The following is a 25,392-nucleotide window of genomic DNA, read 5'->3' as shown; positions in this document are numbered from 1 at the left end:
TTCTTCTCTTTAATAATTACGCTGTCTATTGCAATATGTATATGAACTTCTTCCTTAAATCCCCAGAAAAAAAATTGGCCCTAAGACCAAAATCACTCCCGGAAAACGCCCAGCCTTATCAGCTAAGCGGGTGCAAATATAAGAAGGTTATTTTTTCTCCACAAATAGTTTTGCCTTATTTTTTTTCTAAAAAAACACATAAAACTATAAGTAGCTGTTTATCAAGCTGAATTTAAATCTTCCTATGAAAAGAAATTCCAAACCAAACCAAATCGGATAACAAAATCCCTGTAAGGATAGTTAGGCGCAGAATAGTAATTAGGTTCAGAAAATATGGAATTCAAGTGCTCCGCCTTTAAATATATTCGCGTTTGCCTAACCTTGGCATTGATGAAAACATCCAACAAGGGATACCCCCCCAATTCCTCATTATTTTGGATATAGAACTCTCCCAATAAAGGATTATAGGCATTCATATTATAGGAAGTGAAATATTTGAAAGTAACTCCCGTCTGCAAAAACATAGCTTTTTTAAATACATCACTTGAAAAATATAAGGTGTTCCTTGTTACCAACTGCGGAAGGTTCACTACTTGATTGTCTTGTGTGACCTCTTGGTAAAGTAAGGTGTTCATCAATGACCATTTACGCCATTTGAACTCCTTTGTGTATTTCGCCCGCAGATGATTTATAGTGCCTGATTCTTGAAATGGTTTTACAAAGGCTGTTTCCTGGGCGCCATCAATCTGCTCTTGGGTTGCCGTTGAGGCAAAATAGGTGTAATTGTCCAAGGCACTGTATTCTGCTTCAATCAGCCCCAGCCACTTTGAATCAAAACCAAATTTTATGCTTTGGGTCTGCTGTTTTTCAAAAGTGTCCAGATTGTACCAGTTAAAGTTTCGATAGTCACTTTGATACAATAGATAATTAAAATCAGGCATTCGGGATGAGATATGGATACCCCCCATCACAGTATTGTTATCGTTAATATGATAGTTGGCCGTGGCATCCAAAACATTCCCGGTAAGGTCCCCCGATATGGTATAATTGATATTACCTTTCAAGGACAAACGTCCAAAATTATTTGTATACTCGCCTCCCACGGTAACTTCCTCGCCTTCCAATTTATTTGGAATGGTACCCTCATCCGTAATTAAAACACTGTTGAAATAATAATTATAGGAAAACAGTCCAACGTTCCCTGTGACTTTCCCCAAAGTCCTATTTGAAAATTGCACACTTCCCTTATTGAACATAGTCTTTAATCTAGCCCTATCCTCTATGGGCGTAATAAAAGGATCATCCCCAAAAGCATCATTTTGGGCTGATTGTTCAAAATCATACATCTTGGTTTCGTAGGTAAACTCGTGACCAATGGCCAAGGATGTGGGATTATTATCGGTTGAATCCCTTTTATGGTTGACCAATTTATAGAGGTGGTCCAAATAATAGCGTTTGCCCAATATTTTGTTGTTGGCATCAGTATATCGCACATCAATCTTTGATCGGTCTTGAAAATCGGGTAAATCATCTTCAAACTGTTCACGATTAAGCAGCCCCCCATTCTCTTGGCCTTCTATATCTTGGGCTGCAATATGGGCCCGTACGCTATATCTTCCATTTTCCGTACTATAATTCATCGTAGTACGGAAGATTCCCGACTCCGCTTGTTCAAACCGATACTTCCCCAAGGACCTAAACCCATTATAGGCCACCGATGCGTTGAATCGTTTTGAGAGATTGAAGGTCAACAAAGCATCCAAATACTGCCCTTGCTCCATGGAGGTCTTGAACATCAACTCCGTCATGGGGGTAGGCACATTATAATATTTAATATCTTCCACTTCCAAATATCTAGGGTGCTTGGCGGTTGCCCCAATGCGGGGGTAATAGGGGTTGGTGGAAAATGTTTTCCCTAACACATTATACGGTTGCCCCATATTGGCGAAGGGCATCAACTCAAAATCATCTTCTCGAATGTAATTGTATTTGTATTCCTTTTGAATGGTAAGGGTTGTATCCAATATAGTAGTGTCCCTGGCGTACGAGATAATTTTATAATCCCTGATGAAAACCGAATCCACTTTTTCAGCCTGTCTCACTTGCCTCATAAATTTTCCACCCCTCATGGCGGTTGAATCACGGGAAAGTGAATCCGTGGTTTTAACCCTCATGGAATCCGTTGCTTTTACCTTGACTGAATCAAGTGCTTTCACCTTAACCGTATCCAAGGTTTTCACCTTCATTGAATCCACTTCTTTCTGGGAAGGCAAAGAGTCTTGTTGTGCAACTAAAAATTGACCCAGCAGGAACAGCAGGGTAAACAGTATCAATCTCATTCCATGGTATTGCTCAGGCAAAGGTATAGGTTTTGTTTCTAAACAAATGTGAAAAGTTTGCCATCAAAAAGCTAATCAGATTATGGAAACCCACCCTTCTATTTGGCCCTCAAGGACACAGGCCTTATCTTTCGGTCTGTCAAGGGAAGTATGCTCAAAAATCTATATAAATATCCCAATGAAGCTGGTACAGATGAAGCTGGCAGGGGCTGTTTGGCTGGACCTGTTACCGCAGCTGCCATTATTCTTCCCGAGGGATTCACCAACAGCATTTTAAATGACTCCAAACAGCTGTCAGAACTTAAGCGTGAAGGCTTACGGCCCATTTTGGAACAAGAAGCGGTTTGTTTTTCGGTATGCCATGTTTTTCAGGATGAAATTGATGAAGTCAACATTCTGAATGCTTCTTTTCTGGCCATGCATCGTGCCTTGGACACTATGAAAAAAGCCCCAAGTTTTATCTTGGTCGACGGTAACAGGTTCAAACCTTATCCAACTATAGCCCATGAATGTATCATAAAAGGAGACGGCAAATACATGAGCATAGCCGCTGCTTCCATTTTAGCGAAAACCTATAGGGATGAATACATGGCTAAAATCCATGAAGAGTTCCCCATGTACAATTGGAAAAAAAACAAGGGATATCCTACCAAGGAGCACCGTGAGGCCATAAAAGAATTTGGCCTGACCAAATACCACAGAAAAAGCTTTCGACAGCTGCCCGAACAGTTAACATTGGATATTTAAAAATTCTAACTTTGTGTCAAACTTCAACCATGAGATATAAGGTACTGTTCTGTTTACTCGCACTTTTTATCCTTTCCTGCGAAACCGAGGTCAAAACCACAGATTCTTTACTGGACCACTTACCTCCTAACCCTGCGCTGGTCATCAAGATCACCAATCTATCCAACTTTAAGAGCGAGCTAAAGAACAATGCTTTTTTGTCCAAAATAAAAAGCTTTACTACGTACAAGGAAGTTTTGGACAAATTGGACCATTTAAATCATCTATCTACAGAGCACCCTTGTCTTTTGGCCCTGTATGAAGTGGGTAAGGGAAATCATGATTTTGTCCTAATCACTAAAAAGAGCCCCGATCTTTTTAACGTGGATGATGTTGGCAACAAAACTGTGGAGACCCTACAATACGAAGGGACCAATATCACCAAGTATACCCTTGACGGCCGCGAAATCTTTCAAATGCCACGAGAAAAGGAAATTATTCTGGCCTCTTCCATGCTCTTGATGGAAAACATGGTGCGTACCCAAGAAAACAATCTTGTTGATCCCACTCTGGAAAAGTTATATGAAACAACGGCCGCAAATAAATCGGGCACAGTGTTCATCAATCTTAGCAGCAACGCGTCCTTATTGTCGTTAAAAGAAGAGGACGATACGAATAAACCGTTCTCCGAATGGGTCTCGTTGGATTTTACGGCCAATTCTGATGAAGTAACACTTAATGGAATTGCCATGGCCCCTGATTCCACCAAAAATTTTATCAATCTGTTTAAGGGAACATCGCCATTGACCAATAAAACACCAGCCTTGGCCCCATTGAACGCACAGGCTGTGATTTCATACACATTTGATGATTACCAAGTCTTTGCCAAAAACCAAAATACCTATTTGGATCGTGTAAAACCTGTTGATTCCCTTTTCAACACCATTGAGGAAGTGGGCATCATCTACCTGAACAACCAAAAAGTGGTTCTACTGAATTCCTACGGAACAGACAGTCTATTTGAGTTTTTGGATGGCAGTAAGGCATCTTCCGAAAGCTATCAGGGGAGTGAAATCATGGTATTGCAGGACAAAAATTTCTTGAATGAAGGCTTTGCTCCATTAGTCAAGGATTTCGAATCGAACTTTTGTACCATTTTGGAGAATAGTTTTGTTTTTTCTGAGGACAAGGAATCGCTGCAGACCATCATTAGCAACCACAACGGCACATCTTCGTTTAGCAATGCACCGCTGTACCAAACGGCAAAGGCTCCTTTGGCCAGTGAATCGAGTGTGCTTTTTGTTTCCAATGCTTCCGGAATTGACTTTTTTGCGGAGCAAAAACTGACCTCCGATCTTTTTGAATCCATCAAAGATGCTGATTTGGAAGATTTCACCTTCGCTGGACAGGTAGTGGGGGATTCGGATTTTGCCCATCTTAACATGTTAGTTTCCAAAATTGAGAAAACTGTTCAAAACAACTCCGTTACACCGCTATTTACTTTAGAGTTGGATACAGATTTGGCGATTGACCCGCAATTTGTGAAAAACCACCGAACCAACAAGCAGGAAGTGGTGGTGCAGGACAAGAACAACATACTTTATTTAATTTCCACAGAAGGCAAGGTGCTGTGGACCAAACAACTGGAAGGGCGCATACAACCACCCATTCAGCAAGTGGACATTTATAAAAATGGGAGACTTCAATTGGCCTTTACCACTAACGATCAATTTATGATCATAGATCGGAATGGCGATGATGTACCTCCCTTTAAGATTGATTTTGAAGGTGGCAACCTTAACCCACTGGCCGTTTTTGATTATGATGGCAGTAAGAACTACCGCTTTGTGATTACCCAAGGACGAAAAGTATTCATGTACAACAATCAGGGTAAAGTTGTCAGCGGATTCAAATATACCGAAGCGGCCAGTCCTGTTTTGGGTATTCCCCAACATTTTAGGGTTGGAAACCGGGATTACTTGGTCTTTAGACTTGAGGACAATACCATAAAAATATTACATCGTGTGGGTACGGACCGAATCAAAGTCCCTGAAAAAATTGATTTTTCCACCAATGAAGCTTTCCTCTATAAAAACAAGTTTACCGTCACCAATAAAACGGGTGTGTTGCATCAGATTGACACCAATGGAAAACTCACGGCCACCAATTTTAACTTGAATAAAGACCACGGTATGTATGCAACAAGCAACACTTTGGTCCTGATGGATGATAACGTTCTTAGCATTAAAGGAAGAAAAGTGGAATTGGACCTTGGGGTCTATTCCAAACCCAAGATCTTTTATATCTACGATAAAATTTATGTAAGTGTCACGGACATTCAAAACCAAAAGATTTATCTCTACGACAGCCAGGCGGAACCTATCCCCCATTTCCCTGTTTATGGAAGTTCACTCATTGATCTTACAGATATGGACAACGACAAGAAACTGGAGTTGGTCGCCAAGGACCAAGATAATTCTATTATCGTCTACAAAATGAATTAACGGTTTCTTTACTGCGGCTTATACAGTGGAGTAAACGAGTTACACATTTTTAGTGGAAGTATGTGAAGGGTTTTTGTAATTTGTATGGAATTGTATCTAAAAACCACAACTAAAGTACACTATAATGAAAACCTCAAGTAAAACCTTCATCAGTTTGGTTATTGCACTGATGATTGGTTGCACAATCAATGCACAATTCTTTAAAAAGTTGGCCAAAAAGGCCGAGAAAGCCGCCGAGCGTACCGTTGAAAGACGGGTAGAAAGAGAAACCAGTGAAAAGACAGATCAGGCACTGGATAGTATTTTGGAACCCGGATCGGGCGGGAAACAAACGCCAAATGTTGGAAATCAAGGTGGCAATCAGGGCGGAAGTGCCCCGAACAATACCAACAATAGCCCAAGTAGCAATACAACAGCTGGGGCGGGAGTTAGTTCCGGTGAAAAATCAATTACCATTTACAGTAAGTTCGATTACGTTCCCGGAGATAAGCTTCTCTTTTTCGATGACTTTGGGCATGATTTTATTGGCGATTTCCCTTCTCAATGGAACACGAACGGAAGTGGCGAGGTGGTCACCGTTGGCAACTCCCCACAACGCTGGATGGAATTGATGCCGGGGCACAATATTTATTACATCCCCAATATCCCCAGCTTACCAGAAGATTATACCATAGAGTTCGACATGTTGACCCATGGAATGGACAACAATACCTCTTCAACAGCTGGCATTGAAGTCTTACTGACAGACGATGAAAATTTTCAGGCAGGACTCCACTACGCCAAGGTTTGGATTCCCGTAGGACAATATGCCGCTTTTGGGATTGACGCTAAAAACCATATTCACGGCAAGGGTTCCATCATAAACAGTGAGGTACAGTCCGATATCCGGAAAGCAGTGCTCAACCAACCTCATATTTCCATTGCTGTGAACAATTCAAGATTCAGGTTATGGGTCAACGAAGAAAAGTATGTGGATATTCCCCAAATGGTTCCTGAAGGTAAATTGACCACACTCAAGTTTAAAACGAATGCCCTAAAAGATGGAAAGGAAAAAATCTTCATTTCCAACCTCAAAGTGGCCGAAGGTGGGGTCGACCTCAGAAGAAAACTCCTTTCCGAAGGAAAAGTGTCCACCAACGGAATTCTTTTTGATGTGGGTTCGGCCAATATCCAACCCCAGTCCATGGGCATTATCCGGCAAATATCGCAGGTGCTTCAGCAAGAACCTTCCATGAAGCTCAAAATTGTGGGCCATACAGATGCGGATGGTTCCGATGAAAGCAACCTGAAATTGTCAAAAGACCGTGCAGAATCCGTAAAGAATGCCTTGGTCTCCGTTTATGGCGTTTCCACAGATAGATTGATTTCCGAAGGAAAAGGGGAAAGTGAACCTGTGGGTGATAACAATACGCCAGATGGAAAAGCACAAAACCGAAGAGTTGAATTCATAAAACAATAACACTATACTACACATGAGACATTATTTTATTTTTCTGATAGCCGCTGTTTTTTGCTTTACCAGCACATCGGCCCAAACCAGTTGCAGTGCCTATTACCCTATGGTGGATGGTGCCAGTTTTCAATACACCAATTATGACAAAAAAGGCAAGGAAGACGGCAAGCTAAGTTATAAAGTGACCAATGTAAATGGGTCTGGCGACAACATTTCGGCCACTATGGTTATGGATATGGAGGACAAAAAGGGCAACATGTATTCTTCCGAATATGACATTACCTGCAATGGCAATGTGGTTAAGGTTGATTTTAAATCCTTGATGAACGAACAGATGTTGGCCCAAATGGGAGACGTTGAAATGGACATTTCTGGAACGGATGTGGAGTGGCCCAACAATTTGGGTGTAGGTCAGGAACTTCCTGATGGAAACGTTAATGTGAAGATGAAAATGAGCGGGGTAATGAATATGAACATGAATGTGGAGACCATCAACCGAAAAGTGGAAAAAAAGGAAAGTGTCACCACCCCTGCCGGAACGTTTGACTGCTTTGTGATCTACAGCGAAACAAAGAGCAAAATGATGATGGCCAACCAAACCTTTCCATCTCGTGTTTGGCTAGCCGAGGGCGTGGGCATGGTAAAACAAGAATCGTACAACAAAAAAGGAAATCTGATGTCCACTTCGGTATTGACGCAGTTCAGCAAATAAAACTCCCATTCTCTTTTGAAGCAGAAAACCGGGGCGATGCCTCGGTTTTTTCATTATTGTAGATCAAAACCCTTCCATCCCATCTGGACCTTCTTGCCAAAAAGAAGTTCGGTACCAGTGGTTTTTGAAGTACAGCCCAATAATTGAACGTGCAGATGTACTGCTTTCATCACCTTCGGAGGGCTCATACACTTCTGTAGTTTCATGAAATGTCAAAACTTCATCCTGACCATCTCCATTAAAATCCAATCCGATAATGCGGCGTGTGCCGGACATATCCTCAGAACCAAAAGCCACCGTGTCCCAACGTACTTTAGCTTCATTCAGGTCGATGTAATCCAAAAAAATGGATGACACAAAGAGTATAGGTGAATGTTCATCAAATGAATTTTTTTGCTGGTATACAATCGGAACCATTTTTGGGTCCACAACATCCAGTTCCCCGTAGGGATAATAGGTGGCATAACGTAACCCAACAAGAGAATCCACTGAGAAATGCATCAATTTACCATCTTTAATCGCCAAAAGATGGAGCGGCTTGCTCAAGGTCAAGGTTTGAATCTGCTTCCCAAATCGATTTTCCCAATGTCCGGGATTTGCAAAGAGTTCGAATTCGGTTTTGATTTTGACATTATCCAACTCTAGAAAATAGTTCAGTTCATTCCGGTTGAGGATAATTTTATCAGTGCCCACTGTAGATTTTGGAAGGACATGCTCCCACAGTCCATCACTTAAGCATGAAATGGAGGTTGAATTGAATTCCCATTGTTCCATTTTGGCGCTATGGATCGTATCCAACTTCAACCTGTCCTCAAAACTATCCTTTTGCGCTAAAGTGGTTAAAATGCCAAATAGCATTGTCAACATTGTCAGTCCACTTTTCATGTTACACTTTTAAGATATAGGATGAAGGTAGCAGCGCACTAATCAAAAAGTTTGGGTCAATTGATGTATGGAGGGTTTAAATTGATGGATGGAACTAAAAATTGGTATAGTTTCACTTATCGGGTTTGGTTATGAGTAGATGCGGACTTTTCCACCCTAGCACTTAATTCAACGTATCAGACCGGATTTTCCAGATAGAAAATTCGACTGCAATGAGCTATACACAATGTTAACTTTAGTGTTTTATTCTTTATCGTCACGTACCACTTTTGTTTTTGATAAATAATCATGAATTCCATTTTTTACAAACAAAAAGGAAAGTCTGTCAAATGGAATGAGCCTACAAAAAGTCCGCGCTATTATGTCTGAAGAATCAGGTTTTTTCCCATCCGTTTTTACAACATGGGTTTTGGTTATAAATTTTCCAACTGTTTTTTGGTATTTCAGCTCCATGAAAGCGTAGTAACCGACAAACACAGCCAGAAATAAAATATAAATTACAACTTGAAATAAATCTAGATTTGTTGGTTCAAAAATAAGTCCAACCAAAAAACTCAAAATAAATGATAAGATAATCCAAACAGCCCAATCAATAATCAAGTGAAGAAATCTTGTTCCAGAACTAACAACACTTGAATCCACTTTTTGTTTTTGAATTTTTTCCGCATTTGCCTTATCCCTTATTTCTTTAAAAGTTGAAGTATTAATTTTCCTATTTTCTATTTCTGAATCAGCAGCTTCGAGGGCAGTTGGATTATATTTGTCCCTTTCGACAGTTACAATTTTTATCAATTCTTCATCTGTCCGTTCGGACATTACTTTAGCGAACTCATTTTCCATTGGCTAGTGATTTTCAACATTATTACTAATGTTCAATGATATGAATCATTTTAATACTTCGGCTGCCTATCCTCTCGGCAGGCGGGCGTGAAGTTAGAATTTTTTAAGAGAAAAATCCAGTCACAATTGATGGATATGTCTTTAAAATTGATGGTAAAATAGCTACCACGTGGTAAACACCATATCCCCAGAATCCCGGTTCTGAAAAAACATCCCTCGTTCCCCGTCCCTAAAAGCAATTGCACTTTTGTTGGAGGTTACCAATCCGTTGATTTGAAAAAAAAGCTCCATTTCCCCATCCCGTTCTCTTGGATACCCCTCAGCCTGACTCCAACACGGATAACCCAACAATTTATCTTCGGGGCTGCATTGCTTGTGCTCCATTTCTTCCAATACCTCCAAGTTCTCCCAGAGAAAATCCAAGGCTTCTTCACCGATTGTAGTGTTCAAATAGTCCATTTTTTCATTAAAATCAACAAGGCTTGGGTAGTCATCAAATGGTTGCCACCCTACAATGCTATGTTCTTGGGATATTCTTTTCAGTATTATTTTGGAAAAGGAATCTTGTACACCAAGCCAATAATTAAAATCTACAGGCACTTGGACTGTCGGAGTATCAATTTCCACTTTTCTCAACATAGAACTGTTGTTTTTAGGATAACCCGGCTCGCAGGTGGAGCCTGCCGCATTTCTTGTGATGCACTCAAAATACTGAACCAAAGCATTTTCTTTCCATACAACCGGAATTTCTGATAGGTTGAGTTGAAAAACCAGCGGCATTACCTTTCCACAACACGAACAGCACGGCCAATCATCTTTGTTACGGAGATAGGGATAGCCGTTGTATTTAGAATGCACAGAAAAACTGGGATGGCAATTTCCATTGTCAATAAGAGGTCGGTACGCTGTCTTTTTTAACGATTCCCATAGTTGTTGTATTTCCCCTCCTTGCATTTTTGAGACAAATGAATTACCTGCTTGAAACTAGTGCTAAGCGAGAATAGCCATTTTCGAACTAAAAAACAGGAGTCAATTGATTTATGGGAGTTTTAAGTTGATGGATGAGGATTGTTCCTCAAAAAATTAACGATTGTAGAGATGTGTAAAATATGTGACACTTAGTGTGGTCAGCAGTCAATTACTTGGGGGCATCCTTGTAGACAGTTTTTCCTGGAGCTTGGAACTTCATAGATGGTGCATCAAGAACCAAAACCCAGTCATTCCCCTTCCCTGAAGTGGGTGCTGTAACAGTTGTTTTATCCGATCTTTCTATTGTTCCTCTGCCAAAGCTATTGCCTGTCCTAGGGTCGTACCACCATGCTATCAATTGTTCAGCGGACAGTTCCTTAAGGTTAAGACTAGCTTCTCCCCCTGATGGGAAATAAATCATGGCATAACTTCCGTCTGAACTCCTTGTGGCAATGTTGTACTCTTTATTTTCTTCCTGTTGATCATTGATGATTGATTGATCTGGAATTCTAGACAAGACTGGTCTGGAAAGCATTAAGTTTTTAAGGTGCTTAACTTGGTTCGCCATTGGCAAGTCCAATGCTTTTGGCCACGGTCTTAAAGGCTTATTAATTGGTTCTTTATCATTTTTGTACATCTGCCAAACATCATGGCAACCATAGGTTTGCCCAAAGGCCCCTGCAAAAACATTCCAGTACATGATCATCCTGATGTCTTCGTGATTGCTATAACCAAGTTCTTCGGCATTAAAACAATTTGGATGATCCTCATACAATGGCTCAGCATCCAAGACTGGTTTTATGGGGTTCAAATCATAATCATGCTTAATGTGTTTATAGGTTCCCTTATTTGGGCAATGACCGGTTTGGTGCATATTAAAATCCAACCATTCTTCTTGATGGAACCATGTAGAAGAACCCCCGTTTTCCTTAGGTTGGGGATGAAAACTCATCAAGGCTTTTTCATTCCCTCCCACAGCATTTACAATACCTTCTGCCATTTGATTCCAAATCACTAGATCATCAGAATTTTCACGGGGGTTTCTATCACCTCCGATTATCCAAATGACATTATCCACATCTTTGTACCTATTCCCTATCCATTTGCCATATTCATAGGCATTCTCCGGGTTGAAGACCACAGGCCCCACACCCCAGCTTTCAGTATTGACTTTATCTCCCCATGTTGGCAACAGCGCTATATAAAGACCAAGTTCACCTGCTTTTTTTATGATATGATCCACATGCTCAAAATACTTCTCATTAGGCTGTAAAGGATCATTATCTTTTAAAGGCAAATGGCCGTAAGGATTTGGCGTGTTTAGGCCATCAAGTTCTGCAAGTGCAACGGCCTGAATAACATTAAATCCCTGTTCAACTCTTTTTTCGAGATACATATCGGCTTCCTCCCTATTGCATCTATGGAATAATTCCCAAGCCGTATCCGCAAGCCAAAAGAAAGGAGTCCCATCTTGGGTTACTAAATACCTATTATTTGGAGCAACTTTTAAGCTTTGAGCGGCAATGCTACCCACACTTAAGGTTAATACTGCCATACATACAATACGATAAATCATTTTGGGATTTTTTTATAAAAGCGTCTATGGTTTACAGCTTTTAAAGATATGATTTGTTTGCTATACTTCGACTATCTGTCTGTTTGGTAGGCAGGTGTGAAGTTAGTTAAATTGATTGCCAGAAAAACCTATACCTCTGTCTTCTCCCGCACCAACTCCGCTTCAAAAAGTTCTTGAAATTGGCGGAGTAGCTTCTCTTTCACCTCTCCCATGTCAACCTGCTTTTGGCCCAGTTCCACATTCAGGGAAGTAACGGCCTTGTCCTTAATGCCACAAGGAATCATAAGGTCAAAATAACCCAAATCCGTGTTGACGTTCAAGGCAAAACCATGCATGGTTACCCAACGGCTGGCCCGTACGCCCATGGCGCATATCTTTCGGGCAAATGGTGTACCCACATCCAGCCAAACACCCGTTTCTCCTTCGGAACGTTCAGCTTTTAGTCCGTATTCGGCCAAAGTGCGAATGACCATTTCTTCCAAAAAACGAAGGTATTTGTGGATATCAGTAAAAAAGTTGTCCAAGTCCAAAATGGGATAGCCCACCACCTGTCCGGGACCGTGATAGGTAATATCCCCACCCCGGTTAATTTTATAAAACGTGGCACCTTTTTCTTCCAAAGCTTTTTCATCCACCAATAAATTGGTGATGTCACCACTTTTTCCCAAGGTGTAGACATGGGGATGTTCCACAAACAAAAAATGATTGGGAGTTTCAAGGGTAGTGCCTTCTCTCCTGTTCTTGATCTTGGCATCCACAATATTTTGGAACAGCAATTCCTGGTAATCCCAAGTTTCCTTGTAATCCTTGAAACCTAAATCCTGTAGCCCAACCTTTTTGTTCATGGTACAAAGATACAAAGGCTAAGGTTGGAAAACTATTCTTCCAACTCCACCTCAATATCCAAAAGTTTAGGGTCTTTCATCATCTCCAAAAAAGAGACTTCGTAAATCATGGTCTTGCCGTCCGCACTAAAAGTGGCCTCTTCCGCCGTGGTGGACTTTACCCTTCTTGGAAAATGATATTTTAGGGTATAGGTAGACCCCGAAAGGAACATTTCTGACCCCTGAAGACTGTCAATATTCTGCTGGAACAGCTCCTCATCAATGATTTTGGCCGTTCTTGAAAAGGTGTTCTTGGCAAAGGTGTAGGTCACTTGGGTGGATTGCTCGGACATGGGCATGGGCGTTGCTTGTTCCGGTTGGCTTTTGGGGCCCATTAAACTGGCTTCCCTAAACGTGTTGAAAGCGTCATTCACCTCGTTCACATTTTTAAAATTGCTGAACAGGTCAAACTTCATCACCTTTTCCTCCGGATTCATGACCATGTGCATGTTGAACGGCTCCAATTTTTTCAATTTTGCCTGTTCTTCGGGGGAAAGTTGGGCAATACTATCCTTTTTTTCTTCCAATAAATCTTTAAAGGAAATTATGGAGTCGATGGGTTTTTCGTTTTCCTTCACCATTTGATCACCTGCCATTTCCATGAGTTCAGAACCATCAAAATTAATGGATAGCTTTCCAGAACCGTCTTCCTGTAGATGAATCTCTTCGGTAAAATTGCACGAGTAGGTAAAAATCGCCACAAAGGCTAAGATTAGGATTTGGATTTTTTTCATAAAACTAAAGTTAAGTTACGCTGTACCCACATTTGGCGGGCAACGGCAAAGGGCTAAAAATACCATAATACCCAAATACCCACAACTTTTGAGATCATTTAAACCACTTATCTGTTTGCTTTCTTGCATGCAAATCGTTCTTTGAACGAAAAACGACCTTGAAACATCATAAAAATCTTCCTTCTCCGTTATAGTGAGGACAGTAAATAACTCTAAATCAATAACAACCGATGAAAACCCCAAAACTATTGCTCTGCCTTTTTAGCGTAATCTTACTCTCCTGTAGTTCCGATGATGATGCAGGACCAGAACTTACCCCCCAAGAACTTTTGATGGGTAAATGGTACTTGACCGGAGGCACCAATAATGGCTCCGAAGTAACCATTGAAGATTGCCAGACGGATTCATTTCTTGAGTTTTTGACTTTGGATGATCTGCAAATTGAATGGTATGAGAGCAATTGTGCTACCGATGGGTTGGCAACCAGAACTTACACCTTTATTGAAGCCACAGCAACCACTTCGGCCGGATTGCAAGTTAATGGCGGTGGAATTTTGGGAATAACCAGTTTTGAAATTGGAAAACTCACCGAAACCGAGTTGATTTTAATGTACTCCGGTGGTTCTACCACAGGCTCCATCATCTGGGAAAAGGAATAATCTCGACTAGTTTGAATTGTTGAGGATGACCAAAGCGGCGAGTACGCCCGGCACCCATCCACAAAAAGTCAACAATAATACAATTAGAAAAGACCCACAACCTTTTCCGATTACGGAAAGGGGCGGGAACAATATGGCCAAAAGGACTCTCCAAAAACTCATGATGTAACTATTGATTGATGATACTTATTAGTACCTTACACGGTGCTTTTGTTACACGAAACCTCTATTTTTGTTATAATTGTCCAATTTTACATGAAAGTCAAAATCCCGAAGCCGTCAGTTCGAGTTTTTCCAAAGGAAAAGTATCGAGAACAGGGTTTTTGCTTCTGAAATTCTGATTCTCGATACAATTTTTGTTGCGCTGCTTCCAAAAATTACTCGAATTGACGAATTTTCAAATATCTTGGATATAATAAAGTCTCATGCGGCGATATTTTCTTTTCGTTTTATTCTTAAACTCTGCTGCGCTTCTTGCCCAATATCAATTTTCGGGCGAGGTATCCCAAATCAATGCTGGAAACACCATTTATCTTTCCTTAGTCGAGGATTATAGAAAGTCATCCCGAATTTATCTCAATCAGATTGTGAAGAAGACCCAAGTGGATTCGCTGGGTCATTTTCAGTTTGAAGGGAATAATCTGCCAAAGGAAAATCGAATCTACCGCATTCATTTGGATGGCTGTACCAACACCAGTGAAGACAACCATTTTTTAGGACAGTGCAACAACAGCAAAAGTGTTTTGTTCATTGCCAACAATTTGGATACGGTTCAATTTCCAACTTCGTTTGAAGACCAATCCCTTTGCACCATTGTCTCCACCAATCCAAAATCGGAAGCCTTGCTGCAAGTAGAGTTTTTAAAGGACGAAATGGTATTTGATTTTATGGAATACCCCGGTGAGACCAGTAAAAATCTTAATTCCAAAAAGTGGTTTGCCACTTTACAGGATTTTGGCAAAAGCGCTGAAGAACCGCTGGTAGAGCTTTTTATCTACGATTTTCTATCGGACAAACGAAATGAAACCTATACCCATTATCTTCAGGATGTTTCTGCCAACTCGTATTATAAAGGTCTTTTAAATCGACTGCAAAGCATATACCCAGAAGCTGGTTTCACCCAAGAATATGCGGCCGAAATTGCAACGGACCAGCAACTAGCTAACTTTAATTCACCTAAAACCTGGAATTTAAAGTATCTGTTGATTTTGACCCTGATTCTTTCACTTTTGGCCAACGTCTACTTCATCACCAAACAAAAATTGAAAGCTAGGGTTGCAGAAAAATCCATGCGACAAAAACTAACTCCCCAAGAACAAAAAATTGTAGACCATATCCTTCAGGAAAAAAGCAATAAAGAGATTGCCACCGCACTTTTTGTGAGCCACAGCACCGTAAAAACCCACATCAATAATCTCTATAAAAAGCTGGAGGTTTCATCCCGAGAAGAAATTGTAGCTCTCTTCAAAAAATAAATCACGGTTAATCCTAAATCCTTACTGTTACATTGAATGGAGTTTCATTTTTGACGCAACTCGTCATTTTGAAATGAGGGTCGTAGTGACAATTGAGAAATCTGTTTTTTCAATGAGATTTCTCACGCTCCTTTCAGTCGGTTCGAAATGACAAAAGGAACCTGTAAGTCTATTGGGCGCTGGCACGATAAAATAAATGGCGCACAGACAGCATCAGGGTTCAGCTTTCGACCCGAAACTAAAATCAACCTAGGGTCTAGTCCCCATTTCCATCCCTAAATTGTCTTCCTAAGCCTTGTTTTTCAGGAATTTTCGAGCTGAATCTTTAAATCGAAAAATCATGAAACATCTATTTACAACACTACTGGTTCTATGCACAACACTCACCTTTTCCCAAGAATTTAACAAAGAAATTGTGCAAGAGGATGGCCGAAAATATCTAGTAGGGAAAATCAATTTGGATGGGCTTCACACCCAGCCTTACCAACAGTGGTTCCATCAAGGAATGAAAACCTACGCTGTGGATGAATCCTTGGTAAAACTCTTTAAAGAAGACTTGGCCCAATACAAGATCAAATTATTTTTGGGTACTTGGTGTGGCGATAGCAAACGGGAAACACCGCGTTTCATCAAAATTCTGGAAGCTGCCAATTACCCCATGGAACACCTAGAAATCATAGCCTTGGACCGCAGAAAAGAACATTACAAAAAAAGTCCGACCGGTGAGGAAAAAGGACTCAACATCATAAAAGTCCCCACCATGATTTTCTTCAAAAATGAGCAAGAAGTCAACCGAATTGTGGAGCGGCCCATTGATTCCTTGGAGGAAGACATCGCCCAAATTGTTCAAAACCGAACTTACACACCCAATTACGCACAATAAACCGTACCGAGGAATGGAATTAAAGCGCAAAAGTGTAATTTTGCGCTTTAATTTTTTTACAGCTATGCAACTATCGGAACAAGAGATCGTTCGAAGAGAAAAATTGACCAAGCTTAGGGAAATGGGCATCGACCCCTATCCTGCAGCATTATATCCAGTGGATGCTACATCCAAGAGCATCAAGGCCAATTTTGAGGAAGGCAAGAAGGTGGTGATTTCCGGTAGATTGATGTCCCGACGAATTCAGGGGAAAGCCTCTTTTGCCGAGTTGCAGGACAGCGAAGGTAAAATCCAGGTCTATTTTAACCGTGATGAGATATGTCCCGGTGAGGACAAGACGCTGTACAACGATGTCTACAAAAAATTGTTGGATATTGGGGATATCATCGGCGTTGAAGGTGAACTGTTCAAGACCCAAGTTGGGGAAAAAACCGTAATGGTAAAAGGCTTTAGCTTGTTGAGCAAGTCGTTGCGCCCCCTTCCCCTACCCAAAGTCAATGAAGATGGCAAGGTGTACGACGCGTTTAACGACCCAGAGCTTCGCTACCGCCAGCGGTATGTGGATTTGGTAGTGAACCCACATGTGAAAGAGACCTTCATCAAGCGAACAAAAATTACCAACAGTATCCGTGAATTCTACAATGAACGTGGCTATTTGGAAGTGGAAACCCCAATTTTACAGCCCATCCCCGGAGGGGCCGCTGCACGTCCGTTTTTAACGCATCACAACGCTTTGAATATTCCTTTATATCTACGGATTGCAAACGAACTATACTTAAAGCGACTCATCGTTGGTGGTTTTGATGGCGTGTACGAGTTCTCCAAAGACTTCCGAAACGAGGGAATGGACCGTACCCACAATCCAGAATTCACCGTAATGGAATTGTATGTTGCTTACAAAGATTACAATTGGATGATGGAAACCACTGAAAAGCTTCTTGAAAAAGTGGCCATAGATGCTACAGGAAGTTCCAAAGTAAAGGTAGGCAATCACGAGATCGAATTTAAAGCACCTTACCCCAGAGTTCCCATTTTGGAAGCCATTAAGATTCATACAGGGTATGATGTGGCCGATATGGACGAAGACCAACTCAGAGAAACAGCCAAAAAACTGAAAATCGAGGTGGATGAAACCATGGGTGTGGGTAAATTGATAGATGAGATTTTTGGAGAAAAATGTGAGCACCATTACATACAACCCACCTTTATAACCGATTACCCAAAGGAAATGAGTCCATTGACCAAAGAGCATCGTTCCAATCCAAAGTTAACAGAGCGTTTTGAGTTAATGGTAAACGGAAAAGAGTTGGCCAATGCCTATTCTGAGTTGAATGACCCCATTGACCAACGTGAGCGCTTTGAAGAACAATTGAAACTCTCCGAAAAAGGAGATGATGAGGCTATGTTCATTGACCAAGATTTTTTGCGCGCCTTAGAATACGGAATGCCGCCAACTTCAGGAATTGGAATCGGTATTGACCGTCTAGTGATGTTGATGACCAACAACTCCTCCATCCAAGAAGTGTTGTTTTTCCCGCAAATGCGTCCCGAAAAGAAAAAAGTGGAACTCACCGAAGAAGAAAAAGCCATAATTGATATTCTAAAACCTGTTGGAGAAATGTCCCTGTCCGACCTAAAGGATAAGGCTGGACTTAGTGGCAAAAAATGGGACAAGAGCACCAAGAGTCTATCAAAACATGGGCTCCTAAAAGTGGAAAAAACAGAAGATCATCTCTTGGCCAAATACACAGGCTGAGACAAGTCAATTTCCTCTTAAATACGTACAAACCCCGGCTTAACATTTGACAAGCTGGGGTTTTCATTTTTAAAAAAAGTCCTATCTTGCCAATAACCAATCCTTTTTTTAAAAGGAGATTTTCAGCAGCATACCCCCTTAATCTTACTTAAACCTATTTAAATGAAAAGAATGAAACTAACATTCCTTTTTGTGCTATTGGTATGTTTTGCTGCCGTGGCACAAGAGGTGACCGGAACCGTTTATGATGACCAAAATGTACCGCTGCCGGGAGCATCGGTCTTGGTAAAAGGAACCACTAACGGCGTCATCACCGATTTTGATGGCAATTACACCATCCAAGCTAACACAGGAGATATTCTGGTATTTTCTTATGTGGGATTCAATTCCCAAGAAGCTACCGTAACAGGGAACACCCTCAACATTACCCTTCAGGCGGGGCTTGCACTCGAAAATGTGGTCGTTGTTGGTTCTAGAAATGCCAACCGTACCGCTACGGACACTCCGGTCCCAGTGGACGTGCTTGATGTTACGGAATTGGTACAATCCACCCCGCAGGTAACCGTTACCGAGATTTTGAACTATGCCGCACCTTCCTTCACATCCAACCCACAGACCATTTCTGATGGTACAGACCATATTGCCCCTGCTGCATTGCGGGGTCTTGGGCCAGACCAAGTTTTGGTGCTCATTAATGGAAAGCGAAGACACAAAACAGGTTTGGTCAATGTAAATGGAACCTTTGGTCGTGGTAGCGTGGGTACGGACATGACCACTATCCCATCCAACTCCATTTCCCGAATTGAAATTCTTCGGGATGGTGCAGCCGCACAATATGGTTCTGATGCCATTGCCGGGGTCATTAACATTGTTCTTAAGAAAAGCGTCAATGAACTCCAGGTGGATATTAATACCGGTGCCAATTTTACCAGCGAACACAGTCCGGCCAAAAAAATAGATGGGGAACAAGTAAACCTTGGCTTAAATTATGGCCTGCCCATTGGTGAAGACGGTGGTTTTATCAACTTTACAGGAAACTTTAATTTCCGTGGATGGACCAACCGTATGCAGGAATGGGAAGGCTCCATCTTTAATGGTTATAACTCCATTGAACGTGTGGCAGCCGATGACAACTACGATATTTCCCTGCTTCTTGATGATGATTTGAACGATATTTTCCAATACGCCGGAGCTGCTGGCTTTTCATTGACAGGTAATGAAACCAAAGAGGAACTTCAAGGCATTTTGGGTGCCGATGTCACAGAGCAAGAACTCTTGGCAAGAGGTCTGCAGCGTAGCGACTTTAACATGCGCGTGGGTCAGTCCGAATTGAGGGGTTCCCAGTTTTTTGCCAACCTTTCCATTCCGCTTGATGAAAACTTGGAGTTTTATGGTTTTGGAGGATTGAGTTTTAAAAATGGAAATGCCGCAGGCTTTTACCGTTTGCCCAATCAATCCCGAAGCTATACACCTGCTTATATCAATGGCTTTTTACCGGAAATCAATTCCAATATTACGGATAAGTCAGCAGCATTTGGTATTAAAGGAATGTTAGGGGATTGGAATGTAGATTTCAGCAATTCCTACGGAAAAAATGAATTCCTTTATCGAATCTCCAACTCCAACAATGCCTCTTTGGTCAATTCCACGCCGTTTGAAGCCGATTCAGGAGGATTCAATTACAGTGAGAACACCACCAATTTTGATATGAGTCGGTTTTTTGAAGATACCATGGCTGGTCTGAACATTGCCTTTGGTGCAGAATACCGGGTGGAAAATTATGCCATTGTAGCTGGCGAAGAAGCCTCCTACACACAATACAATACTTTGGGAAATCCCCATGATCCAACAGACCCCGATTCTGAAGTACCCACCGACTTTTTTGGCAATTCAAGACCTGGGGGAATCCAAGTATTTCCGGGGTTCAAACCGGACAATGAGGTAGATGCTTTCAGAAATACCATAGCAGGCTATTTTGATGTGGAAGCAGATTTTACAGAGTCTGTTTTGGTGAGTGGTGCAGTACGGTATGAGAATTTCTCCGACTTTGGAGGTACACTCAATTTTAAACTGGCCACACGCCTCAAAGTTTCCGAAAACTTTAACCTGCGCGGTGGCGGGCAGACCGGTTTTAGGGCTCCATCTTTACATCAAATCCATTATAGCTCCACTTCCACGCTTTTTGTAGATGGAATTCCCAATGAGGTAGGAATCTTCCCAAATACCTCCAGAGTGGCCCGTCTATTAGGGATTGAGCCGTTAAAAGAGGAAACCTCAATCGGTGCTACCGCAGGATTTACCGCAAGAGTTCCCAGTGCCAATCTAAAATTCACGTTGGATGGCTTTCTCATCAATATTGATGATAGGGTGATTCTTACCGGACAGTTTGACGATAATGGAAATCAAGAACTCGCCAACCTGTTTCAACAGGCCAATGCCACGCAGGCTGCCTTCTTCACCAATTCTGTGGATACCCAAACCAAAGGTTTGGATGTTGTGGTGGATCATAAAACCAATATCTCAGATAATGTTTCCTTGACCAATACACTGGCCATGACATTTTCCGAAACTACGGTTGAAAGAGTAAAAGTTCCACAAGCTATTGCCAATGCTGGCCTAAGTGATACCTATTTTGACCCTACCAGTAGAATTTATCTAGAATCTGCTGTGCCTACCACCAAAGGAAACCTGTCGCACAATGTAAAAATCAACGATCGTTGGAATTTCTTTTTACGCAATGGTTATTTTGGAGAAGTACGCGAAGCTACCAACGAGGATGATCCCACGATTGATTATACCTTTGGTGCCAAAATAATCACTGACCTTACCGCAGGTTACAGTTTCTCAGAAAATGTTACCCTAACTGTTGGCGCCAACAATCTTTTGGATGTATATCCAGATGAGAACGACCCCGCTTTTAGATCCGATGGCCGATTCATCTATTCCAGAAGGTCGGTGCAATTCGGTCAAAATGGACGTTATGTCTTTGGTAGATTGACATTTAAGATTAAGTAAATCTACCCGTTTTTGATTATTTTGATGGTGAAGCCCCTGCATGGGGCTTCATTATTTTTGTTATTTCGCAAAAAAGCATAGCTTAGAATCCCAAATGGAGCTAAGCAAAAAAATAGGGCTAATTTTTGGGCCCATCGCCTTTCTGATTCTTGCCAACTTACCCGTGGAACTCGTTTCCCAAAAAGGGGACGCTGTAATTTCTGTTGCAGTTTGGATGTTAATCTGGTGGATCACCGAAGCAGTTTCCATCTCTGTCACAGCGCTTTTGCCCTTATTGCTTCTGCCCATTCTTAAAATATTGCCCATTGACGAGGTTGGGGCAAACTATGGCAGTCCAATTGTATTCCTGTTCTTTGGAGGTTTTGTCATGGCACTAGCCTTGGAAAAGGTAAATCTACATCGCCGTATAGCACTTAACATCATTAGATTAACGGGCACTACACCCAACAAGGTAGTGCTGGGGTTTATGATTGCTACAGCCGCACTTAGCATGTGGATCAGTAATACAGCCACTACAGTGGTTATGCTTCCCATTGCTTTATCGGTAATCGGTCTTTTGGTGAATGATGAAGACGGTTTTACCAAAGACGACCAAAATTTTGCATTGAGTGTAATGCTTGGGATAGCCTTTTCAGCCAATGCTGGTGGTATTGCCACGGTTATTGGTACGCCCCCGAACTCGGTCTTGATAGGACTTTTGGAAAATGAATACAATACTGAAATCTCTTTCTTAAAATGGATGACTCTGGGATTGCCCTTTTCCATCATCATGATTGCCATTTCGTATGGGGTTTTGGTTAAATGGATGTTTCCCAATCGAAACTTGAAGTTCAATGCTTCCAAAGAGGTTATTCAAACCGAATTGGAAAAACTTGGCCCTACATCGGGAAAAGAAAAAATGGTATTGGCCATATTTGGGGTAACGGTATTCCTTTGGATTTTCAGGACATTGATCAACGCCATATTCCCCTCATTGGGGCTCACCGATACCATGATCAGCATTTTTGCGGCCATCGCTCTTTTTTCCATACCCTACAATATCAAAAAGGGTGATTTTATTATTGAATGGAAAGACACATCAAAATTGGCATGGGGCATATTGATATTATTTGGTGGGGGGTTGGCCCTGGCACAAGGGATGTCCTCCAGCGGAATTGTGGATATGGTAGCAGATGCCATAGCCCAAAGTGAAATCAGTATACTCCTTACGGCTACATTATTGATTTTCTTGATGCTGTTCATGACCGAATTGATGAGCAATGTGGCCCTGGTAGCTGTTTTGGCTCCAGTGGTGGCCGGTATTGCCCTAGGGCTGGATATTCCAATACTTTATTTACTGATTCCCGTAACAATAGCAAGTAGCTGCGCCTTTATGTTGCCGATGGCCACCCCGCCCAACGCGATTGTCTTTGCCAGTGGTTATGTGAAGATTGCGCAAATGGCACGTGTGGGAATCATTTTGAACCTTATTGCCGTGGGGTTATTGGTCTTGGTATTCAAGTTTGTGATTCCCGTATTGTTCTAAAAACGAATGGCCCCTTCAAACGAAGGGGCCATTGACAAACTAACTAACTCAAAAAAATAGTAAGAAACTAACTCAACTCTACTCTTGTATGCTTTTTACACTACAAAGGTAAAACCCTTTACAGTGAAGATTTTCTTAATTAGAATTTTGTTAACGAACTTCCTTTACGTATCCGAAAACAACTTTATCAGTACTTTTCCTGATTTTCTGAAAAAGTGGCAAGCTCCGTTCCCGAAACTTGTGGGATTGATAGCGATACACGCATTTCCCTACCTATTTCGACATGTCGGCAACCCATGTTATTTTTTTGTTAACCAACACCTTACAATATATGTAACGCCAAAAAATCAACTTTCATATAAAAAACCCTCCAAAGGAGGGCTTTTCATAACTAACTAACTCAAAATTTGTAAAATGAAAACTAAAACATCCTACTACTTTGCCCCTGCGTAAGGGTCAAAACCTTCTGGGAGATACTTGGATGTATCAAAACCCAAATTTATTTCTTCGTCCTCCATGTAGTTGATGGAAGTTACTTCCAAAACATTGGTGTATGGGTCAAAACCTTCGGGTAGTTCATACGTACTGTCCAATCCTAGGGTTAATTCCACCTCATCCTTAATAAATTGAATGGCGTTCAGGTTAACATACACTTCGTAAGGTGAAAATCCTTCTGGAAGATAGTCTTGGGTATTAAAACCTAATTCCACATCCTCGTCTTCCAAATAATTGATACCGTGTACATCCACAACTTGGGTATGGGGATCAAAACCTTCAGGAAGGTACGACTCGGTGTCGAATCCAAGTTCCAGTTCAACTTCGCTTTCTAGGTATATGATGGAATTCAAGTCAAAATAGGTTTTATAAGGATTAAAATCCTTAGGAAGATAATCGGCGGTATCAAAACCAAGATCAAAATCGGTTTCTTCCTCAATAAACACTATGTCGTCCAAATTAAGCTCATACGTCCCATCGGACCAACTGGCTTTACTCCACTCAGCATTGATGTTCAATACTGTAAACTCATTTTCCAAGGTGTTGGCGGTCTCTGATTTGGTGTCTGTAACCACCGTCCCTTGTTGGTCACTTGCTATGGCGGAACTACTTAAAAGTACACATCCATAAATTAATAATAACTTGTTCATTTTTTGATTGAATTTTGTGATTGATGATATGCTTATAAGACTATTATGAATTTAAAATGTTACACCTTTTAGATTTTTTTCACGAAAAATAGATTCCCCTGAACCCCCGTAAAACATGGTGTTACAGTGCAAACCATCAGTAAAACGCAGGACTGCCAAAGATTTTGTCCTTTTCCAAAAAAAATTTCTATTAGGATTAATTTAACAATCTGCTTTAGGCGCTCATTTGTATTTTCAAGGTCCCAAAACACCAAAATGGATGGTTTTGTTCACCAAAAGAGGTTTCACCAAGGTTTACTATTATTTTAACGTAACGCTTCGGGCATACTTTTGAATTCAAATAACCCTACAGCTTTGTAGGAAATTATAACCTTTGTTTTAGATTTTAGCCATAAACCATGCTACTTGTCGATTATACCATACATTTCATCCTGTTTACATCGAATTAGGGGCATTTCGCAACATATCGTGCAGATTGACCAAAGGTTTGCCTACATTAGTAGTACCAAATCTCAAAAATCATGACCTACAAAGCTAAAAGCCTCATCTACTTTTCCTGTTTTGTGATTGCTTCATTCATTTATTATGGAGTGGAACAACAGGATAAATTCCAAGAAAACATCAGTTCAGAAACCGTTGTGGAAACACAATTCCAAGACTCCAACGAGTTGAACAACCCCCAAGACAATTTTAAAGAGGAGCAACAATAGGTTCCTCCCATTTGTTCTGTTAAAAGCTTCATAATTGTTTATAGGATGATTAAACCTTTGGACACTGCCCCTGTCCAAATGACAAATCATTAAAATTTAGACATATGAAACAATTAGTAGTAGCAATGGCACTTTTGATATCTCTAGGTGTCCTTGCACAAGGACAACATGACCCTAGAATGCGAAAAGATCCTAAAATGGATATGACCGCTGAACAAATGGCCACATTGAAAACCAAAAAAATGACCTTGGCCCTAGATTTAACCAAGGTACAGCAACAAAAGGTCATGAGCATCAATTTAGAAGAGGCTGAATTTAAAAAGGCGAAGTGGGATGAGATGAAAGTTCTAAGAGAAAATGGTGAACGAAAAAAGCCCACAACTGAAGAGCGATTTGAAATGCAGAATTCACGATTGGACCATCAAATTGCACATCAGGAAAAAATGAGGGAGGTATTGAACGATGAACAATACCAAACCTGGAAAAAACTACGATTCGCGAAAGCGCATCACGGCAAAAAGAAAATGCAGGAGAAAGGAAGAAGAGGATAGTGTTTTTTGTTGATTTTTTAGAAGCCGCGCCTGCCATGGGCGTGGCTTCTT

The 25,392-nt window shown here is 41.2% G+C and carries 22 protein-coding genes; 13 read left to right on the top strand and 9 right to left on the bottom strand.

Annotated elements, in window-relative coordinates:
* A partial coding sequence (locus ACFOWS_RS13875) for a hypothetical protein (protein ID WP_379765595.1) occupies nt 1-230 on the top strand: 230 nt, incomplete at its 5' end.
* Between the two features lie 12 nt (nt 231-242).
* On the opposite strand, the gene ACFOWS_RS13870 is transcribed toward ACFOWS_RS13875, so the two are convergent.
* Nucleotides 243-2,339, bottom strand: a complete 2,097-nt coding sequence (locus ACFOWS_RS13870; RefSeq protein WP_379765592.1) for a putative porin — start codon at nt 2,337-2,339, stop codon at nt 243-245.
* Between the two features lie 150 nt (nt 2,340-2,489).
* Here ACFOWS_RS13870 and ACFOWS_RS13865 point away from each other — a divergent pair, with 150 nt between their 5' ends.
* The 4 genes from ACFOWS_RS13865 (at nt 2,490) to ACFOWS_RS13850 (ending at nt 7,734) form a co-directional block, all read left to right on the top strand.
* Entirely contained in the window at nt 2,490-3,086 is a 597-nt protein-coding gene (locus ACFOWS_RS13865; protein ID WP_379765589.1) for a ribonuclease HII, read from the top strand.
* Between the two features lie 29 nt (nt 3,087-3,115).
* Nucleotides 3,116-5,569 (top strand): ribonuclease HII, encoded by a 2,454-nt coding sequence (locus ACFOWS_RS13860; protein WP_379765586.1) that lies wholly within the window; start codon nt 3,116-3,118, stop codon nt 5,567-5,569.
* Nucleotides 5,570-5,693: 124 nt separating this feature from the next.
* Nucleotides 5,694-7,028, top strand: coding sequence for an OmpA family protein (locus ACFOWS_RS13855; RefSeq protein WP_379765582.1), 1,335 nt, complete (start codon nt 5,694-5,696; stop codon nt 7,026-7,028).
* Nucleotides 7,029-7,041: 13 nt separating this feature from the next.
* Nucleotides 7,042-7,734, top strand: a complete 693-nt coding sequence (locus tag ACFOWS_RS13850; RefSeq protein ID WP_379765580.1) for a TapB family protein — start codon at nt 7,042-7,044, stop codon at nt 7,732-7,734.
* 63 nt (nt 7,735-7,797) lie between these two features.
* Here the strand turns inward: ACFOWS_RS13850 and ACFOWS_RS13845 are convergent, their stop codons facing one another.
* From ACFOWS_RS13845 to ACFOWS_RS13820, 6 genes are all read right to left on the bottom strand, one after another.
* Nucleotides 7,798-8,601, bottom strand: a complete 804-nt coding sequence (locus tag ACFOWS_RS13845) for a hypothetical protein (RefSeq protein WP_379765577.1) — start codon at nt 8,599-8,601, stop codon at nt 7,798-7,800.
* Between the two features lie 261 nt (nt 8,602-8,862).
* Entirely contained in the window at nt 8,863-9,459 is a 597-nt protein-coding gene (locus ACFOWS_RS13840) for an RDD family protein (protein ID WP_379765574.1), read from the bottom strand.
* Between the two features lie 162 nt (nt 9,460-9,621).
* Nucleotides 9,622-10,413 (bottom strand): DUF1963 domain-containing protein, encoded by a 792-nt coding sequence (locus tag ACFOWS_RS13835; protein WP_379765571.1) that lies wholly within the window; start codon nt 10,411-10,413, stop codon nt 9,622-9,624.
* A 184-nt stretch (nt 10,414-10,597) separates the two neighbouring features.
* A complete protein-coding gene (locus ACFOWS_RS13830; protein ID WP_379765568.1) occupies nt 10,598-12,004 on the bottom strand; it encodes a glycoside hydrolase family 140 protein in 1,407 nt (468 codons plus the stop codon).
* Between the two features lie 128 nt (nt 12,005-12,132).
* Nucleotides 12,133-12,849: a lipoyl(octanoyl) transferase LipB gene (lipB, locus tag ACFOWS_RS13825; RefSeq protein ID WP_379765565.1), complete on the bottom strand. Its 717-nt coding sequence runs from the start codon at nt 12,847-12,849 to the stop codon at nt 12,133-12,135.
* Between the two features lie 32 nt (nt 12,850-12,881).
* Nucleotides 12,882-13,622 (bottom strand): hypothetical protein, encoded by a 741-nt coding sequence (locus tag ACFOWS_RS13820; protein WP_366591175.1) that lies wholly within the window; start codon nt 13,620-13,622, stop codon nt 12,882-12,884.
* Nucleotides 13,623-13,852: 230 nt separating this feature from the next.
* Here ACFOWS_RS13820 and ACFOWS_RS13815 point away from each other — a divergent pair, with 230 nt between their 5' ends.
* Nucleotides 13,853-14,281 carry a lipocalin family protein gene (locus tag ACFOWS_RS13815; protein WP_379765562.1) on the top strand — a complete coding sequence of 143 codons (429 nt, stop codon included), beginning with the start codon at nt 13,853-13,855 and terminating at the stop codon, nt 14,279-14,281.
* A 6-nt stretch (nt 14,282-14,287) separates the two neighbouring features.
* On the opposite strand, the gene ACFOWS_RS13810 is transcribed toward ACFOWS_RS13815, so the two are convergent.
* Entirely contained in the window at nt 14,288-14,443 is a 156-nt protein-coding gene (locus tag ACFOWS_RS13810; protein WP_366591177.1) for a YqaE/Pmp3 family membrane protein, read from the bottom strand.
* Between the two features lie 263 nt (nt 14,444-14,706).
* On the opposite strand from ACFOWS_RS13810, the gene ACFOWS_RS13805 reads away from it, so the two are divergent.
* The 5 genes from ACFOWS_RS13805 (at nt 14,707) to ACFOWS_RS13785 (ending at nt 22,935) form a co-directional block, all read left to right on the top strand.
* Nucleotides 14,707-15,756: a response regulator transcription factor gene (locus ACFOWS_RS13805; RefSeq protein ID WP_379765559.1), complete on the top strand. Its 1,050-nt coding sequence runs from the start codon at nt 14,707-14,709 to the stop codon at nt 15,754-15,756.
* 340 nt (nt 15,757-16,096) lie between these two features.
* Nucleotides 16,097-16,639 (top strand): thioredoxin family protein, encoded by a 543-nt coding sequence (locus ACFOWS_RS13800; protein WP_379765556.1) that lies wholly within the window; start codon nt 16,097-16,099, stop codon nt 16,637-16,639.
* Nucleotides 16,640-16,703: 64 nt separating this feature from the next.
* The gene (gene lysS, locus ACFOWS_RS13795) at nt 16,704-18,395 is read left to right on the top strand and encodes a lysine--tRNA ligase (RefSeq protein WP_379765619.1); all 1,692 of its coding nucleotides are present in this window, start codon (nt 16,704-16,706) and stop codon (nt 18,393-18,395) included.
* Nucleotides 18,396-18,557: 162 nt separating this feature from the next.
* A complete protein-coding gene (locus ACFOWS_RS13790; protein WP_379765553.1) occupies nt 18,558-21,410 on the top strand; it encodes a TonB-dependent receptor in 2,853 nt (950 codons plus the stop codon).
* 94 nt (nt 21,411-21,504) lie between these two features.
* Nucleotides 21,505-22,935: an SLC13 family permease gene (locus ACFOWS_RS13785; RefSeq protein WP_379765550.1), complete on the top strand. Its 1,431-nt coding sequence runs from the start codon at nt 21,505-21,507 to the stop codon at nt 22,933-22,935.
* 434 nt (nt 22,936-23,369) lie between these two features.
* Here ACFOWS_RS13785 and ACFOWS_RS13780 read toward each other — a convergent pair whose 3' ends face one another.
* Nucleotides 23,370-24,080 carry a hypothetical protein gene (locus tag ACFOWS_RS13780; RefSeq protein WP_379765547.1) on the bottom strand — a complete coding sequence of 237 codons (711 nt, stop codon included), beginning with the start codon at nt 24,078-24,080 and terminating at the stop codon, nt 23,370-23,372.
* A gap of 521 nt (nt 24,081-24,601) precedes the next feature.
* Between ACFOWS_RS13780 and ACFOWS_RS13775 the strand changes: the two genes are divergently transcribed.
* Together ACFOWS_RS13775 and ACFOWS_RS13770 are read left to right on the top strand one after the other, a co-directional pair.
* Entirely contained in the window at nt 24,602-24,790 is a 189-nt protein-coding gene (locus tag ACFOWS_RS13775; RefSeq protein WP_366591182.1) for a hypothetical protein, read from the top strand.
* Between the two features lie 104 nt (nt 24,791-24,894).
* Nucleotides 24,895-25,341 carry a hypothetical protein gene (locus ACFOWS_RS13770; protein ID WP_379765544.1) on the top strand — a complete coding sequence of 149 codons (447 nt, stop codon included), beginning with the start codon at nt 24,895-24,897 and terminating at the stop codon, nt 25,339-25,341.
* Nucleotides 25,342-25,392 lie beyond the last annotated feature (51 nt).

Origin of the sequence: Flagellimonas marina (assembly GCF_042651185.1) — a bacterium.
Classification (GTDB): Bacteria; Bacteroidota; Bacteroidia; order Flavobacteriales; family Flavobacteriaceae; genus Flagellimonas; species Flagellimonas marina.
This window is presented reverse-complemented; position numbering and strand designations above follow the sequence as displayed.